A 15966-nucleotide genomic window follows, 5' to 3' on the forward strand; every position below is an offset into this window, starting at 1 on the left:
GATGGCGGGGTCGATACAGGACACATTCTTCGAGGAGTGCGAAGAGCTCCTTGAAGCAATGGATGAGGGTTTGACCGCTATCGAAGGAGGCGATCACGACCCTGAGGTTGTCAATGCTGTCTTCCGGGCGGTTCACTCGATCAAAGGGGGCGCAGGTGCATTCGGCTTGGACGAGCTGGTCGCGTTTGCCCATAAATTTGAAACCGTCTTTGACGAGGTGCGTGCCAACCGGCTTCAACTTGATACCAAGCTTATTCAGTTGCTGCTGCGCTGTAGCGATCATCTGTCTGATCTTGTGGCGACCTCCCGCGATGGTGGCAGCGTTGATGAGGCACATAATGATGTGCTCGTCTCGGCTCTTGAGGAGTATATCGACGAGGAAGAAGAAGAGGTCGTCTTCCAGCCGATGGGTTTGGGCGGTGCCTTTGAAATGGCGCCAATCGAAGTGGAAAAGGAGCGGGTCTATACCATTCGCTTCCACCCATTGAAGGACATGTACGGCACCGGCAACGAACCTTACTTCCTGTTCCAGACCCTGGCCGATCTCGGCACGCTTGAGGTTTCCCTGGACGAAAGTGAGCTGCCCGGCTTTGACGCGCTGGATACCGACGAGAGCTATCTGACCTGGGCGCTGACGCTCACAACGACAGAGTCGAAGTCGGCAATCGAGTCGGTTTTTGAATTCGTGGAAGGGCTGTGTGAGCTGTCCATCGACTCCGATATGGATGAAGAGGACGATGCCAATGCGCTGGCTGCGCTGGAGGCTGCCTTCGGGGCCGCTCCAGAGGAAGGTGGTGATCAGGTGACTGCCCCTTTTGAACCGCCGGTCTCAGCCCCAGAACCGGAGGCCGTGGAAGCCCCGGTGGCCGCCAAAGCGGCGGCGCCAAAAGCTGAGGCCGCGAAATCCGAGCAGCGTGGGCCAAACCCGACGCTGCGGGTTGATCTGGAACGGGTCGACCGGTTGATCAACGCCGTTGGCGAATTGATCATCAACCATTCGATGCTGGCACAGCAGATTGCCAACCTTGATGTTGCAGACCTGCGCGATGTGGAAACCGAGCTGGAGGGCTTCAAAAATCTGGCCCGTGACATCCAGGAAGGTGTCATGTCCATCCGCGCACAACCCGTTAAACCGCTGTTTCAGCGGATGGCGCGGATCGTGCGCGAAGCCTCCGCCGCAACTGGCAAGACTGCCAAGCTGATCACCGAGGGTGAGGGCACCGAAGTTGATAAGACCGTCATTGAGCGACTGTCTGATCCGCTGACCCATATCCTGCGAAACGCGGTCGATCACGGTATCGAAAAGCCTGAGGACCGCGATGCGGCGGGCAAGACCAAGAGTGGTGAAATCCGGCTGTCGGCGTCTCATCGGTCTGGCAGTGTCTGTATCGAGATCAAGGACGACGGGGCGGGTGTTAACCGGCCGCGCGTGAAACAGATTGCCATCGACAAGGGGCTCATTCCCGAGAATGCGGACCTTACCGATAGTGAGATCGACAACTTGTTGTTCCTACCGGGTTTTTCCACGGCAAAGGAGATCTCAAATCTGTCCGGGCGCGGTGTCGGAATGGATGTGGTCAAGAACGCAGTCACGGCCTTGGGGGGGCGGATCAATATCTCCTCCACTCCGGGTAAGGGCTCAGTGTTCACCATTATCCTGCCACTGACGCTTGCCGTGATGGACGGGATGGTTGTGTCCGTTGCGGATCAGACCATGGTTGTCCCGATCACCTCGATTGTTGAGACGATGCGTGGCAGCGACGATATGGTCAACAACCTGGGCGCGGACGGCACGCTGTTGTCGATCAGGGGCAATTTTGTTCCTGTCTGCGACGTCGGCGGCGCGCTGGGACTGGCCAAGGCTGATCACGATCAGCCCCCTGGGGTCTATCTTCTGGTTGAGACAGAGACCGGTCAGCGCAGTGCCTTGGCTGTGGACGATATCCATGACCAGCGCCAGGTCGTCATCAAGAGCCTTGATGGCGTGTGTGGCAACATTCCTGGCGTCGCGGCTGCAACCATTCTCGGTGATGGCAAGATTGCCATGATCCTAGACCCCGAAAGTATTCTTGCGGCTTCGCCTTCTGCAGCCGCGTTCGACACAGAGCGGAGAATAAGCAATGCAATCGCAAGCTGAAGCCAAATATGACGACTCGGAAATCAAGCACGCCCAGCACAGCGAATTTGTCAGTTTCACCGTTGCTGGCCAGGCGTTCTGTTTGAAAATCACCCAGATCCGGGAAATCCGGCGCTGGTCGCCGGTAACGATCCTGCCTCATGCACCTGCGGACGTGCTGGGGGTCATGAACCTGCGCGGCGCTGTGATCCCGATCTATGACCTGTCAGCACGGTTCGGACTGCAGCAGACCGAAGCGAGTGAGCGAAACGTCGTGATCGTCGTCTCCGTGCACGGCAAGCCGGTTGGCCTGCTGGCGGAGTCTGTCTCCGAGATCATTTCGATCAATCCGGATGATATTCAGGACACGCCGCCAGTCGATAGCCGCAACACGATGGACTATATTCAGGGGATCATTTCGCACGATGAAACGATGGTGCGGATCATCAATCTGGATGCTGTCATCACTGTACCGGAACAGGTGATCTCGTGACCATTGCCAATCCCATTGATACTCGTGCGGATGGTTTCACCCTGTCTGATCAGGATTTTGAATCCATCGCCGACTTTGCGCACAAGCACTTTGGGCTGGCTATGTCGAGCAGCAAGAAACCGTTGGTTTCTTCACGCTTGGCGCGGCGGTTGCGCAAGCTGAATTATACCGATTTCAAATCCTATCTTAAGGAATTGAACGGTCCCAATGCGGATGCTGAGCGCAGTGAACTGCTGTCGCTGCTGACCACGAACGTGACGCAGTTCTTTCGCGAACCGCATCATTTCGATACGTTGCGCGATGATGTCCTGCCGCCGTTGCTGGAGAAAGCACGTCGTGGAGATCGTGTGCGCATCTGGTCTGCTGGATGTTCGAACGGTCAGGAGCCTTACACCATCGCGATGGTGTTGAAAGAGCTCTGTCCGGATGTTGAAAAGCTGGATGTGAAAATCCTTGGCACCGATATCGATCCGGTGGTTGTCCGCAAGGCGTCCGCGGGCCGGTATTCCGCTGATGAACTGTCGCAAATCCCGCAGAAATATAGCGGGTACTACAAGATCGAAGGCCAGGATGGGGCAGTCCGTGATGATCTGCGCGCATTGCTGACATTCGGGGTACTCAATCTGATTGAACCCTTCCCGTTTAAGGGCAAGTTCGATGCGATTTTTTGCCGGAACGTGGCGATCTATTTCGACACTCCGACACAGCAGAAAGTCTGGCATGCGTTCCAACGCAGCCTGAACCCTGGCGGCTATCTGTTTATCGGCCATTCGGAACGCATGTCGGGGCCTGCGGCATCGGCGCTGCAGACCGTTGGCATCACCACTTACTTAAACTCTCCTGCCGGTGGGAACACCTGAGCAGTCCGGCACAATAAGAGAAAATGAGGAACTAAAAATGAGCTTGAAAGACTCTCTGCGCGTGATGGTCGTTGACGATATGTCCACCAGCCGAGGCATCCTGACCCAATGTCTGGATGAGCTTGGTGTCAGCAACTATATGGTTGAAAATAACGGGCAATCGGCATTTCAGAAGCTCGTCGCCAATCCGGTGCACCTGGTCCTGTCTGACTATAATATGCCGGGCATGGATGGGCTGGGCCTCTTGAAGGCCCTGCGTGAACATCGTGTGACACAACGGGTGGGCTTTATTCTGGTGACAGGCAAGCCAACCCCCGAAATTGTCGAGGTCGGCCGCCGTCTTGCGATGAACAACATCATTCGCAAACCCTTCACCGTTGCCACGATGAAGCAGGCTATTGAACAAGTGGTTGGCCGCCTATGAACATGCAATCGACACCACCGCCGAAAGGCCACACGATCAGTGACCTTTGCGATGTGTCGCGCGCTGAGATGAAGCGGCTGCAGGAACAGGTGCAGATGCTTGAAGATACTGTGTTGACGATCTTCGAACGCGGGACGCCTCCCACACGTGAAGAACGGCAGTCTTTGCAGGATTTTGATCTGGTTGTGCAGACCCTGGCCGCAATGGTGAAGTTCTACGAAGAACTCAGAAAACTTGCGGCGGACACAGGCGGTATCAACCTTGAAGACAGCAGCGCGGTGGTGACACTACACAAACTGCGTGACCGGTTGCGGGATCCTGCAAGCGCAGCTCAGGAGTAAGAACACTTGCACCGCCATTTCGGCGGTGCAAGCTTGTTCCGGATATTGGTTTTCTGAGTATTCTTGCCGCTCTGCGGTGTCGCGAGCGTGCCTCTTGCCTTGCGGTGATCGGCAACGGTTACGTCGTCGCAGGTATGGCTGCGCATTGCCGTCAGTCTTGGCCACCTATGACTGGGCCGAGAAAATGAAATTTACCAAACGTAAACTTCCATCTCGTCGGCGGAGATGGAATAGCCGGTTTGACCAAGTTTTGTGGACTGTAATTGCGTTCGCATGGTCCCCGTTACCCAAACAGGATCCCAGAGCATATCGCCCGGCCAAGGCGTTCTGGTGCTCACCATGACCAGCTGGTTTGCAGGCGGTGGCGGGGTGTGGATGCAGGCGCCGACGTAAGGAACCAGCATGAAGTCGGTCACGCCGTCGGAGCTGATTTCAAAGGGAATAATGAAGCCAGGCATTTTGATGAAAGCACCGTTCAGCGTTTCATTCAGTATTGTGGCATTGGTGTCGTAGATCGGCGACCATGTATCATTCTCCATGTCCAAATCGCCTTCACCAATAATTTCCGAATAGGGAACACCGGGTGGAATCAAATCCTCCCACATGATTTCGCGGGGGGTCGCTCCAAATGCCATATGCGGCGCGGTGACTGATCCCGCCAAACCCATCATAACCGTTCTGCGGTTTAACATTTGTATTCACCTCACTCAGAGCATCAGGTTTTCACAACCATACCATCAGCGACAGACATTCTGTAGGCTCGCATCGCAGGTATGAGGCTCACAATCACGCCAGCGCAGATTACACCCAGTATGAGCCAGACCTCGCGCAGCGTCGGAGCATCAATCGGTATCCAGAGGCCGAAAATGCTGTCCAAGAAAGGTTGGGCTACCAGCAATCCGACATATTGCAACACCAGTCCAAGAACTGCGCCAACGGTGGCCATCACCATTGCTTCCAGCACCAGTAAGCTGAGAATAGTCAGGGGTCGGGCGCCCATGGCGCGGAAAATCGCCATTTCGCGGCGCCGTTCGTTGAGGCTGGAAAAAATTGTCGCCATCATTCCGATTAAAGCGGTGACCACCACCATCGCAGACACCGCAAGCAAAGCGGTTTCTGCGATGCCGACGATGCTCCACAGCTCCTGCAGCGCAACGCCTGGCAAAATCGCCAGCAGGGGCTCCTCGCGATAGTCATTGATGGCGCGTTGCAACGCGAAGGTCTGGAGTGGGCTTTCAACGCCTATGAGGGCTGCGGTTATCGCCTTGGGCGTCAGCTCCATCTCACGAATGACGTCGACAGGCGTTGATTGGCCGGGGATTTGGGCGCCGCTTTTCCAATCAACATGTATTGCTTCGATTGCTTCCATACTCACGATGACTGTGCGATCGACGGGTGTGCCCGTTTTCTCCAGTATGCCGGACACGCGGAAAGGTTGGTCTTTATGCTTGGCGAAGGACGCAAGCCCGTGCGCCACGACAATGGGATCCCCAACATGATAGCCCAACGTAGCAGCAACATCGGCACCAATCACGGTATCAAAGAGTTCATCCATCCGAGTACCATCCGCCATCTCTAGGGACCGGCCTTGGCGGTATTTATAATGATCGAAGAATGCTTTGGTTGTTCCCATGACGCGAAACTGACGATGGCTGTCACCCAGTGAAATCGGCACGATCCAGTCAACATCGCGCCGCCTTGCAATGTCTTGATAGCTCTCCCAGGTTACATTGTTGGTGGCATTGCCAATGCGGAAAACAGAGTAGAGCAGCAGCTGCACAGATCCAGACCGGGCGCCGACGATTAGATCTGTGCCGGAAATCGTATCGGCAAAGCTTGCTTTGGCGCCGGTCCGTATTTTCTCGACACCAAGAAACAGGGCGACAGACAACGCGATGGCAAGGATCGTCATGCCGACGGTCAACGCCCGTGCGAAGAGCGAAGCAACTGCAAGGCGCACTATCATGTCATCGCCCTTTTCATGTGAGCGATATCTTCCATATGGATCACACGGTCAAAAAATGCGCTGAGCCGTGCGTCATGGCTGACCATCAGGAGCGAGGAGCCGTGCGATTCTGTCTGAGTAAAAAGTAAGTCTAAAAAGGCGCTCTGCACACCGCTATCAAGCGCGGAGGTGGGCTCGTCAGCGATGATCAACGGAGGGGTGCCGATCAATGCTCGGGCCACTGCAACGCGTTGTTGTTGGCCCACGCTCAGGGTCCGGGCCTTGGCGCTGATAATATCCGCTGGCAAATTGAGCGCAGAACACAATCGCGATGCCTCCGCGGTTGCATCACCTACACGCTGTCGCCGTGACGGTGCAAAGCGGAGCGGGAGCAGAATATTGTCTATCACCGTTCCGAATGGCAACAGGTTAAATTGTTGAAAGATAACCCCAATATGATCTGCTCTGAACGTGTCACGCGCGCCACCATTTAACGCAGAGATGGTCCTGCCCGCGATCAAGATCTCTCCACGATCCGGCAGGACTGTGCCGCAGATCAACGACAAAAGCGTGGATTTTCCGGAACCGCTTTCGCCGAGCAACAGCACGGTTTCACCTGCTGCTACCGAAAGGTGCGGGACCGTCAGCGAGAACCCATCACGACCCGGCCAGCGATAGGCCAGATCGTTGATTTCAAGGGTTGTATCAACCACTTGAGATCAAGGCTCCAAATTTAGGACTGGCGCGTTGCGGTCAACCTGATAGGCGCGTGCACCAGTTGATTTGATCACTTGCACATCAACGCTCTGCGCATGCGGAAAGGCAGTGAAATAGGCAAATGTCATGTTACTCAACGCCTCAGGTTTCGCACAATCTAGTGTGTAGCTTGCATGAAACTCGGAGTGGGTAGCATGCTCTGCGTGACTGTCATTATGGTCACTATCATGCTCTTCGTGTTCATGTTCCTCATGTTTGGCGTCATCATGTTTTTCATGATCCTCATGCCCGTGATCATGTGTGTGCTCCTCGTTGGCATGCTCCTCATGCGCGTGTTCGTCAGCGTGATCCTCATGTTCTTCCCCGCCTGCGAGCGCTGCATGCGCATCCACTATGCTGCAGAGCGCTGAGTCCGGGACAGCGAACAACTGCAAAGGTGAGCTGAGTGTGGCAAGCGCTGTGTTAACTGCGGAGATATCAGCCTCACTTTTGGCGGTGTATTCAAACCCGACAATATCTGCCCCCGGGGCTTCGAATTCCATTGAGACCGTTGTGTCTTCGATCGCAATGTTGAGCGTCCCAACACCATGTTCATGGGCATCAAGTTCGCGCGTGCCTTCTGCCACTGCAGGCAGAGCGGCGACGACAGCAAGCAATGAGAGGGTTCGTTTCATGATTATGATCCAATATGTAAACAGTCGTTCAGGCAGCACATGCGCCGCACAATCCGTGGATTTCGACGATATGACGCACGGCATGAAAGGCATTCTGGCCGGTCAGGGCCGTGAGTTTCGGTAGCAGCTCGCTACCGTCATGTTCGTCGACGGTGCCGCAATCGTCACATATCGCCAAGACAGGCACGCTCTCGGCGTGGCTGCAACGGCAGGGCACAAAGGCGTTGATCGATTCAAGACGATGGGCGCGCCCCTGGTCGGTCAGCGCCGAAAGTGTACGATACACGGTCGGCGGCGCGATATTAGGTTCAGCTATCTGAAGTTGCTCAAGAATTTGATACGCGGTCATCGGCTTGTCGCATGCTTTCAGCACGCTCAGTACATCCAGCTGCCGAGCAGCAGCACGCTTTCTCATATCAAGGCTCCTTCTCTCTATAATTTGTTATTTTATAATGTAACAAAATTCAAGATGTGAATCTTCCTACCACCTCCTAGATCGTCTGCCGAGAGCCGTTGTCGCGATATAGCGCATCCTGCCGCTCAGCAGGATCTGTCACCCGTCGCGGGTGCTCTCTCAGTCTTTGGTTTCGGTGCGCGGAACCGTAAATAAAAAGTCGTCTGGGAGAGCCTGTTCGGTGAGCTCATTCGGAATTACATCCGGGCCACTTAGAAATACATTGGTGCAAAAATGCGCATGCATTCGGGACAGCTTGCGCAGCCTGGCGCCTGTGATTTCCTGGTACAGCACTCGCATGTCGTCGCGTTTTTTTAACTCATCAATCTGTTCCCGATGCCGCCGACAGACATAGTCGTGCGCGGCGGCTATATCCGGGTCACGCAGCAGCCTTGCCATTTCTGCCTCCAGTTCGGGGATCAGGCGTTGAATGGATCGCTCTTCCTCAGAATTATTATTCATTCGGAACCAGTAGGGTAGGCCTTGATCTCGTTCTGTGTGGTTCACACGGCCACGATCCCGTTTGACCAAAAAACTCTCAGCACTGCGCACCGCATAGTGATTGAGCTGCACCAGGTCATATCCGTAGGTTTCAATGGTCGAGCGCCAGCCGCTACGGAACATCTGTTGTGGCATAGCCTGCCCCGATCCGTTCACCCAATGGATATCCCTCCAGTGGTGCGGTCGCAGCCCCTTGGGCCGGTGTACGCCGAGCTTTTTGAAGATGCCCTCATTTCGGAACAGCGTTTTGAAGCCCCATGCCTGGTGAGGTCGGCGCGTGATTTCGCGGGCGCATCGTGTGAACTCTCGTGTGACCAGCTCACCTGAGAATTTCGACACATTATTGTTGCCGAACAGGCGCCACGTCATGGAAATCATATTGGCGCCTTGCACCGCTGCATAAAGATCGCTGAGATGTCCGTTACCGCATTTGATGTTGATGAATTCATCAACATCCATACAGACGATCCAATCAGCGTCGCGGATAAGGGGTTCCTGTTGAGCCGCCTGAAAGGCCGCGTGCTGTGGGGTTATGTCGGTGTCGCGGCAGGGGTTGTCACGATGCTGGACAATTTCCTTGTCCTGCAGAACCTTCAGGAGAGCAGCGGTGCCGTCCGTGCAATCGTTGGTGTAGACGAGAAAATCATCAACCCCGATCACCCGGTGGTAGGCCAGCCATTCCAGAATGAACGACCCCTCGTTTTTCATGGTCGTGACCACCGATGTCCGGGTTCCCGCGCTTGGGTGGAGCAGGCGTTTCTTTTCGGGCATACGCACCGGATTGCCGCCAAGATGCTCCCGCGACAGTGTCAGCAGTTCTGGCGATTCCAGCAAGCTTCCTTTTGCCACGAGATGCGAGATGTTCCGTGTTGGATGGCGCAGGACCATGTTTCGAAAGAAATTTGACGGCTGGGTCGGTTCGGCTGTGGCTCCGATAATCTGGCTTTGGTGCCAGATATGGCCGTCCTTGTTGCCGCGAGGCGCAACGCACCAACGTGGATGGCGGATATTGCTATCAAACGCGGTGCAGATGTGATCAGCGAATGAGGCATCTTGGTTCCGGCGGACGCGCCACGGATAGGTTTGCGCTCCAAGTAAGCGGATGTATTTGTCGCCAGCCTGCACCGCGCGATCAAAGATATTCGCCTCGGGTGGCCGGGCCAATAGGTCACATAGATCCATGTTTGCAACGGCGCGCGCGTCGCTTAGGAACCGTCTCCGGATAATTTCATAGATCAGAAATTCGCCCAGAGGTGCTCTCCATGGATCTATGGGCGGCGGCTCTGGCCAATCTCTTTTAGGGGCGTCCCGAGCGTTCGAAGGGTGCGCTTCTGCAGGCAGCCCTTTCTGACCCAGTGGGATTTCCGAGTGTATCACGACTACTTGGCCTAGCCCTTTGATCGTGTGCACCAAGTTGCGCAATTCTTTGATGAAAAGGTGACTTTCGTTGGGTGGTGATTGGTCGAGAATGACAGCTGCCTGCATTCCGTGCTGCCTTGCATGATATTGCACCCAAGTTGCGGCGGTTTCCGGGCTTTCACCGTTGCGGATCGCAAGCAGCACATTGAGACCGGCAAACAAACTGGTTTCCGCGGGTTCCGCGGTGAGACTGAATGATTGGCCCTGTACATTGAGCTTTACCGGCTCAGCAGGGCTTGTCGTGGGAACATCCAAGATCAGAGCCCCGTTTCCGCTCCGACTTGGTGAAACAGTCGCATCCGGTGTTGAGATATCTTCGACCAGAGTGTCAGTTTTGAAGAACAGTCTGGCCAGATAGCCGGTGCTTTGGGGTAGAAGAACGCAGTCCAGTAGGGTGGTTTCTGCGAGACATTGCGCGCCCAACTGACGTTCCAGAACCTTATCCGATGTCATCGCGAAACCTGCATGCGTCATTGAATATCCGTAGCAATTTCTTTTAAGTACCATGGCTTTGTAAATCTGACCTGTCAAAAATGACGATCAATGCTCAGGTGCAAAGCAAGGCGTCCTCTCTCCGAATGCAAACGGATATTCCATATCATTTTGCCAAGAAGCTACCGATACGAACTGGTTGTTCCGCCGGTCCAGCGACGGAAGGCGCGGTGAAAGTTGGCGGCAGACGAAAAGCCAAGGTCATCGGAGATGTCCTCGATGGATTTGTGACCCGCCCGAAGATCACGAATGGCAATATCGCGGCGCAAAGCGTCCTTGATGGACTGAAAGGACGTCGCCTCATCCTCCAGTCGTCGCATCAGCGTGCGGGGTGTCACATTCAGCATCGCGGCCGCGTCACCCAGGCGGCATTCTTCCCAGTTTGACCGATAAAGAAAATCCCGGATCTGCAGGGACAGCCGATGCTCACGAAAGCCAGTAAAGATCCAGTCCCGCGGCGCCCGATCCAGGAATGCCGCAAGCTCCGCCGGGCTACGAGGTTGCGGGGGGGCCAGCTGTTGCGGATCAAATGAAATCGCAGAACACCACTGAGAGAAGCGCACGGGGGCCGGAAAAATAACCCCGTAGTCCTGCGCAAAATCTGGCTGGTCAAATGCAAACTGCACAGCTTGTACTGGCACCTCGTAGCCTGCGAGCCAAGACAGCAACCCATGCGCCAATTTGAGCAGGAGCATATGCCCGAAACGGTGTACCTCGGGCGAACCACGTGGCATGAGGCTTAGAGTGACTTTTGATTTTTCTGATTTTAGGTCAATGTGATAATCGTCCAGTATCAGATTCCAAAACGTCGAAAACCGATAGAGTGCTGCTAAGCAGAGTTCCGGCTTCGCGCACAGTTGTGAGCAGGTGCTGCAACGCCCGAGGGCGAACCGGGCGGCTCCACAGGCCAGGCATCTCATCGCCGGTTTCTGCGGCAGCAATTTGATAGAGCTTAACGATCTGATCCAGTGTAACGCGCTGAGTGGCCCTGTTCGCCTCGGGCTTCGAGTTGGTAGGCTGGGGAAGCCCGCAGTGGGACAGGATCCTGTGTATCTGATCCACATCACAACAGGTCTGAAGAGCTGACAGCCAGTCTTCAATGAAAGGCAATGAAACGGTTGCCAGCGTGTCTGGATTAGGGCGTATCATAGAGGCGATAGAATACGTCGATTTGTCACTTTCGGAAAGTCGTTTGTCAAATTCTGGGATGGGCAGGCTATTGGCCATAGCTTAGATAATCGGCAACAGCTAGCACAGCAACGAGGCGCCAATGACCTATGAAGCTCCGATCCGTGACATGATGTTCAATCTGGACCATCTCTCGCAATGGCCGCAGGTCAGCGCGCTTGAGAAATACGGTGAGATTGATCGCACTGATGCCCGGGCCGCGCTGGAGGAATTGGGTCGGTTTTGCACTGATCTGATCGCGCCGCTATCGGCTGTCGGCGACACCACGGGGGCACGGCTGGATGGAGATAAGGTCGTTCTGCCAGAAGCCTTTGCGGCTGCCTATGCACAGTTCGTCGACATGGGATGGCAGAGCCTGGCCCACCCGGTCGATCACGGTGGAATGGGGCTGCCCCGCGTGGTTGGTGCGGCAGCCACCGAAATTCTGAACGCGGCAGATATGAGCTTTGGCCTCTGCCCGCTTCTGACAGATGGGGCCATCGACGCGCTGCAATTGTCGGGAACCGAGGCGCAGAAAGAGCTCTATCTTCGTCCGCTGGTCTCCGGCCGGTGGACGGGAACTATGAACCTGACGGAGCCACAAGCCTAGCAGCGATCTGGGACGGGTGCGTTGCAAGGCCGAGCCGCGCGCGGATGGCAGCTACGGGGTCAGCGGGACCAAGATTTTCATCACCTATGGCGCGCATGAGCTGTCGGAGAATATTATTCATCTGGTTCTGGCCCGGACGCCGGGCGCGCCGGAGGGCCACCGGGGGCTAAGCTTGTTTCTGGTGCCCAAGTTCCTTGTTGATCAGGATGGCACACCCGGCGACCGCAACACCGTCAATTGCGTCAGTATTGAACACAAGCTGGGCGTACGGGCGAGTCCCACTGCGGTCCTGGAGTATGCCGATGCCACCGGCTATCTGATCGGGGAGGAAAACCGCGGTCTTGAATACATGTTCACCATGATGAACGCCGCGCGGTTTGCGGTGGGGGTGCAGGGCGTCGCTGTTTCCGAACGCGCCTATCAACACGCGCTATCTTACGCCAAGGAGCGGGTGCAGGGCCAGGCGATCGGGCTGGACCCCGACCAGACAACGGCGATCATTGGTCATCCCGATGTGCGCCGGATGGTTCTACGTATGCGAGCATTGGTCGAAGGGGGACGCTCTCTGAGTATGGCTGCGGCCGGTTGGCTGGATTTGTCCCAAAACGGCGATGATGACATCCGCGCCGAGACCGCACCGGTGGCTGAATTTCTGGTTCCCTTGGTCAAGGCATTTTGCTCGGAGCGGGCGGTTGAGGTGGCATCGCTGGGGGTGCAGATCCACGGCGGCATGGGGTTCATCGAAGAAACCGGTGTGGCGCAGTTTTACCGGGATGCGCGCATTCTGCCGATCTACGAAGGCACCACCGCCATTCAGGCCAACGACCTGCTTGGGCGCAAGGTATTGCGAGACACAGGTCAGACGGCGCGCCGGTTCTCCGCGATGATTGCAGACACCGAGGCTGCGTTACAGACAGGAAGCGCCAAACTGCAGGATATCGCGGCGTGCCTGGGTGAGGCGAGGGCGGCGTTTGATACCAGCCTGTCCTGGTTGCTGGAAACCGCCCCCAATGATCCCAGAGCCGCATTTGGTGGCAGCGTGCCCTTCCTCAACCTCACCGGGACGCTTGCTGCTTAGCTGGCAGTTGGCGCGCGCCGCGTGCGCTGCTGAGGCAGAACTGCAGCGGGGGAATGAGACCGAATTCATGGCACAAAAAATTACCACCGCGCAGATTTTTGCACATCATGTTTTGGTCGAATGCGAAAGCGACCGTGCGCGTATCATGACGGGTGCAACCAGCCTCCTTGATGAGGCCAGCCGGGTCTGACCCTCTCATAAAATATCTGCCTCCGGGCATATCTCCTAGTTCGAAAGGATCCCGCCATGTTGGCAAAAGACAGTTTCAGCTCATATCAAAACCTCGCAATCGACGTGCGCGACAACGGTGTCTGCGTCGTGAGCCTTGATCGCCCTAGCAAGCGCAACGCGCTCGACACCGCCACGATCGAGGAACTGGTTCAGTTCTTCAGCAGTGCGCATCGCAAGGGGGTAAAGGCGGTGGTCCTGGCCGGGAAGGGCGACCATTTCTGCGCCGGTCTGGATTTGGTGGAGCATTGGAAAGAAGACCGAAGCCCCGATGAATTCATGCATGTCTGCCTGCGCTGGCATGAGGCGTTCAACAAGATGGAATATGGCGGTGTACCGGTGGTCGCAGCACTGCAGGGCGCGGTGGTTGGTGGCGGTCTCGAGCTTGCCAGTGCCGCACATATTCGCGTGATGGATCAAACCACATATTTTGCCCTGCCAGAGGGGCAGCGCGGGATCTTCACCGGTGGTGGTGCCACCATTCGCGTGTCCGATCTGATCGGCAAATCCCGCATGATCGACATGATCCTGATGGGGCGTGTCTATCAGGGGCAAGAGGCGGTTGATTTGGGGCTGGCGCAGTACATCACTGATGGTTCCAGCTTTGATAAGGCGCTTGAGCTTGCTGACCGGGCAGCCGAAAACCTGCCGCTCACCAATTATGCCATCTGCTCTGCGATCAGCCACCTCAACAATATGTCCGGCATGGACGCAGCTTACGCCGAAGCCGTTGTCGCAGGCGTGGTGAACACGCAACCGGCCGCCCGCGCGCGGCTTGAGGCTTTCGCCAATAAAACCGCGGCTCGGGTGCGCCCGAACGACTAGCGCGATATTGGTCCCGTCAAGCCGACGAGGGTAGGGCGGAACCGCGTCTCAGGGGAGCATTGCGGGCGGGTGATGCCGCCTTGACTGGCCTGACCGAATACAGCAAGGCTTGAGGTATGACTAAGGCCAGAACAGGGGCAGCACTGCTGTCCCTATCCCTTGATCGCGATAGTGCAAACACGCTTCAGGCGCAGCTTCTTGTGCAGCTGAGGCGGTTGATTCTGGACAGAATGATCGCTCCGGGATCTAAACTCCCCTCCAGTCGAACGCTGGCCGAAGAGTTGTCGGTCTCTCGGGTGACGGTCTCTGCGGTCATCGATCAGTTGATCAGCGAAGGGTATCTGGAGGGGCGCGCCCGGTCCGGCGTCTATGTCGAAGCAGAATTGCCGGATCAGTTGCCAGAGGCGCAATCCGGAACTGCGGCCTCTGTGGATCAGGGCGTGGTCGACATCATTCCGGAAAAGGCACCCGCTGTCGCGCCCGCGCCCTTGCAGCCATTTGATACCTCCGCACCCGAACTGACGCTATTTCCTTACCGGCAATGGGCGCGTCATCATGATCAGACTTGGCGCAGGCCAGATGCGGCACTGCTGTCGCGTGTCGATCCATTTGGCTGGCCGTCTCTGCGGGAGGCTATCGCGGATCATTTGCGTGAATGGCGTGGATTGCCCTGCACGGTAGACCAGATTTTCATCACATCAGGTGTTGTCGAAGCCATCGGCCTGATTGCTGCTGCAACGCTAAGCGAAGGAGACGAGGTGCTGACCGAGGAGCCGGGATACGCCGTCCTGAACCGGGCTGTGCACCACAACCGGCTTGTCTCTGTTCCGTCGCCGGTTGACCAACAGGGGTTCGATATCAAGACGGCGCTTCAAACGACCCCTCGGGCGAAGGCGGCGATCGTGACCCCATCGCGCCATTATCCGCTGGGCGTCACGATGCCACTGTCCCGCCTAGCTTGAGCTGATCGAATGGGCCGTCGCCCGCAACGCCTATGTGATCGAAGACGACTTTGACAGTGAATATCGGTTCCAAGGTCAACCGCTTCCCGCCATGATGAGCCTCAGCAATCAGGATCGGGTGATCTACGTCGGAAGCTTCTCTAAAGTGATTTTTTCCGCATTGAGGCTCGGGTTTGTGGTTTTCCCGAAGTCAATGTTGCCTAAGGTGAGGTCAGCATCACCCCAGATAGATCAGCAGGCATCGCTGATGCTGCAGCCGGTCCTGGCACGGTTCATGCACAGCGGTGATTTTGCCATACATATCCGGCGTATGCGGCGCCTATATGCCAAACGGCAGGTGGCAGCCTTGCAGGCAATCAAGCTACACGCCGCCGATCTTCTGACTGTCGATCCCGTGCCTGCAGGCATGCATATGGTCGCCAATTTGACGCCAGACCTACAGAGCCGCATGAGCGATACTGAAGCCGCAAAACGAGCCAAATCCGCCGGAGTGACTGTGCAGCCTTTGTCGTCATTTTTTGCCGGACCACCTAAGCGCCAAGGGCTTGTCATGGGTTTCGCCGGCTTTTCGGAGGAGCAGCTGGAGAAAGGTGTTCGAGATCTAGCTGCGGCGTTGAGAGCCTGACGCGTAATGCAGTTGATCGTATTAAAATTAACATA

At 56.2% G+C, this 15966-nt stretch carries 14 protein-coding genes and 2 pseudogenes; 9 read left to right on the top strand and 7 right to left on the bottom strand.

The features are described 5' to 3' along the window. Window position 1: 1 nt before the first annotated feature. The 5 genes from L0Z65_RS18595 to L0Z65_RS18615 are packed head-to-tail and all read left to right on the top strand — an operon-like array spanning window position 2 to window position 4234. Window positions 2-2137 carry a chemotaxis protein CheA gene (locus L0Z65_RS18595; RefSeq protein ID WP_096873371.1) on the top strand — a complete coding sequence of 712 codons (2136 nt, stop codon included), beginning with the start codon at window positions 2-4 and terminating at the stop codon, window positions 2135-2137. Continuing rightward, complete coding sequence (locus L0Z65_RS18600; protein ID WP_014881837.1) at window positions 2121-2609, top strand: chemotaxis protein CheW; 489 nt, start codon at window positions 2121-2123, stop codon at window positions 2607-2609. Before L0Z65_RS18595 ends, L0Z65_RS18600 begins: the two co-directional genes overlap by 17 nt. Next, the gene (locus L0Z65_RS18605; protein WP_102898418.1) at window positions 2606-3469 is read left to right on the top strand and encodes a protein-glutamate O-methyltransferase CheR; all 864 of its coding nucleotides are present in this window, start codon (window positions 2606-2608) and stop codon (window positions 3467-3469) included. Before L0Z65_RS18600 ends, L0Z65_RS18605 begins: the two co-directional genes overlap by 4 nt. 37 nt (window positions 3470-3506) lie before the next feature. Continuing rightward, entirely contained in the window at window positions 3507-3893 is a 387-nt protein-coding gene (locus L0Z65_RS18610; RefSeq protein ID WP_014881835.1) for a response regulator, read from the top strand. Further along, window positions 3890-4234 carry a hypothetical protein gene (locus tag L0Z65_RS18615; RefSeq protein ID WP_392342233.1) on the top strand — a complete coding sequence of 115 codons (345 nt, stop codon included), beginning with the start codon at window positions 3890-3892 and terminating at the stop codon, window positions 4232-4234. The genes L0Z65_RS18610 and L0Z65_RS18615 overlap by 4 nt, the downstream gene beginning before the upstream one ends. Window positions 4235-4425: 191 nt before the next feature. Here L0Z65_RS18615 and L0Z65_RS18620 read toward each other — a convergent pair whose 3' ends face one another. The 7 genes and pseudogenes from L0Z65_RS18620 to L0Z65_RS18650 form a co-directional block, all read right to left on the bottom strand. Beyond that, the gene (locus L0Z65_RS18620) at window positions 4426-4926 is read right to left on the bottom strand and encodes a DUF3299 domain-containing protein (protein WP_118070387.1); all 501 of its coding nucleotides are present in this window, start codon (window positions 4924-4926) and stop codon (window positions 4426-4428) included. A 23-nt stretch (window positions 4927-4949) separates the two neighbouring features. After that, window positions 4950-6200: an ABC transporter permease gene (locus L0Z65_RS18625; RefSeq protein ID WP_392342235.1), complete on the bottom strand. Its 1251-nt coding sequence runs from the start codon at window positions 6198-6200 to the stop codon at window positions 4950-4952. Continuing rightward, window positions 6197-6892 carry an ABC transporter ATP-binding protein gene (locus tag L0Z65_RS18630; protein WP_392342237.1) on the bottom strand — a complete coding sequence of 232 codons (696 nt, stop codon included), beginning with the start codon at window positions 6890-6892 and terminating at the stop codon, window positions 6197-6199. Before L0Z65_RS18630 ends, L0Z65_RS18625 begins: the two co-directional genes overlap by 4 nt. 6 nt (window positions 6893-6898) lie before the next feature. Continuing rightward, window positions 6899-7570 carry a DUF2796 domain-containing protein gene (locus tag L0Z65_RS18635; RefSeq protein WP_096873404.1) on the bottom strand — a complete coding sequence of 224 codons (672 nt, stop codon included), beginning with the start codon at window positions 7568-7570 and terminating at the stop codon, window positions 6899-6901. Window positions 7571-7598: 28 nt separating this feature from the next. Next, window positions 7599-7985: a Fur family transcriptional regulator gene (locus L0Z65_RS18640; protein WP_082035102.1), complete on the bottom strand. Its 387-nt coding sequence runs from the start codon at window positions 7983-7985 to the stop codon at window positions 7599-7601. 159 nt (window positions 7986-8144) lie between these two features. Then, entirely contained in the window at window positions 8145-10418 is a 2274-nt protein-coding gene (locus tag L0Z65_RS18645) for a glycosyltransferase family 2 protein (RefSeq protein ID WP_392342239.1), read from the bottom strand. Window positions 10419-10558: 140 nt separating this feature from the next. Further along, window positions 10559-11585: pseudogene (locus L0Z65_RS18650) on the bottom strand (AraC family transcriptional regulator ligand-binding domain-containing protein). A gap of 121 nt (window positions 11586-11706) precedes the next feature. Between L0Z65_RS18650 and L0Z65_RS18655 the strand changes: the two are divergent. The 4 genes and pseudogenes from L0Z65_RS18655 (at window position 11707) to L0Z65_RS18670 (ending at window position 15931) form a co-directional block, all read left to right on the top strand. Then, window positions 11707-13481 (top strand): annotated as a pseudogene (locus L0Z65_RS18655) (acyl-CoA dehydrogenase). A gap of 56 nt (window positions 13482-13537) precedes the next feature. Then, window positions 13538-14344: a methylthioacryloyl-CoA hydratase gene (gene dmdD, locus L0Z65_RS18660; RefSeq protein ID WP_392342240.1), complete on the top strand. Its 807-nt coding sequence runs from the start codon at window positions 13538-13540 to the stop codon at window positions 14342-14344. Window positions 14345-14460: 116 nt separating this feature from the next. Then, window positions 14461-15306, top strand: coding sequence for a PLP-dependent aminotransferase family protein (locus tag L0Z65_RS18665; RefSeq protein ID WP_392342242.1), 846 nt, complete (start codon window positions 14461-14463; stop codon window positions 15304-15306). A 34-nt stretch (window positions 15307-15340) separates the two neighbouring features. After that, window positions 15341-15931 carry a PLP-dependent aminotransferase family protein gene (locus L0Z65_RS18670; RefSeq protein ID WP_392342243.1) on the top strand — a complete coding sequence of 197 codons (591 nt, stop codon included), beginning with the start codon at window positions 15341-15343 and terminating at the stop codon, window positions 15929-15931. Window positions 15932-15966: the final 35 nt, after the last annotated feature.

The sequence above is a fragment of the Phaeobacter sp. BS52 genome, from assembly GCF_045040595.1.
Taxonomy (GTDB): Bacteria; Pseudomonadota; Alphaproteobacteria; order Rhodobacterales; family Rhodobacteraceae; genus Phaeobacter; species Phaeobacter piscinae.

What these genes read in the sequence shown, in the direction of transcription:
- L0Z65_RS18595 (WP_096873371.1), top strand. Translation starts at nt 2, where the DNA reads ATGGCGGGGTCGATACAGGACACATTCTTCGAGGAGTGCGAAGAGCTC.
- L0Z65_RS18600 (WP_014881837.1), top strand. Translation starts at nt 2,121, where the DNA reads ATGCAATCGCAAGCTGAAGCCAAATATGACGACTCGGAAATCAAGCAC.
- L0Z65_RS18610 (WP_014881835.1), top strand. Translation starts at nt 3,507, where the DNA reads ATGAGCTTGAAAGACTCTCTGCGCGTGATGGTCGTTGACGATATGTCC.
- L0Z65_RS18615 (WP_392342233.1), top strand. Translation starts at nt 3,890, where the DNA reads ATGAACATGCAATCGACACCACCGCCGAAAGGCCACACGATCAGTGAC.
- L0Z65_RS18620 (WP_118070387.1), bottom strand. Translation starts at nt 4,926, where the DNA reads ATGTTAAACCGCAGAACGGTTATGATGGGTTTGGCGGGATCAGTCACC.
- L0Z65_RS18625 (WP_392342235.1), bottom strand. Translation starts at nt 6,200, where the DNA reads ATGATAGTGCGCCTTGCAGTTGCTTCGCTCTTCGCACGGGCGTTGACC.
- L0Z65_RS18635 (WP_096873404.1), bottom strand. Translation starts at nt 7,570, where the DNA reads ATGAAACGAACCCTCTCATTGCTTGCTGTCGTCGCCGCTCTGCCTGCA.
- L0Z65_RS18640 (WP_082035102.1), bottom strand. Translation starts at nt 7,985, where the DNA reads ATGAGAAAGCGTGCTGCTGCTCGGCAGCTGGATGTACTGAGCGTGCTG.
- L0Z65_RS18645 (WP_392342239.1), bottom strand. Translation starts at nt 10,418, where the DNA reads ATGACGCATGCAGGTTTCGCGATGACATCGGATAAGGTTCTGGAACGT.
- dmdD (WP_392342240.1), top strand. Translation starts at nt 13,538, where the DNA reads ATGTTGGCAAAAGACAGTTTCAGCTCATATCAAAACCTCGCAATCGAC.
- L0Z65_RS18665 (WP_392342242.1), top strand. Translation starts at nt 14,461, where the DNA reads ATGACTAAGGCCAGAACAGGGGCAGCACTGCTGTCCCTATCCCTTGAT.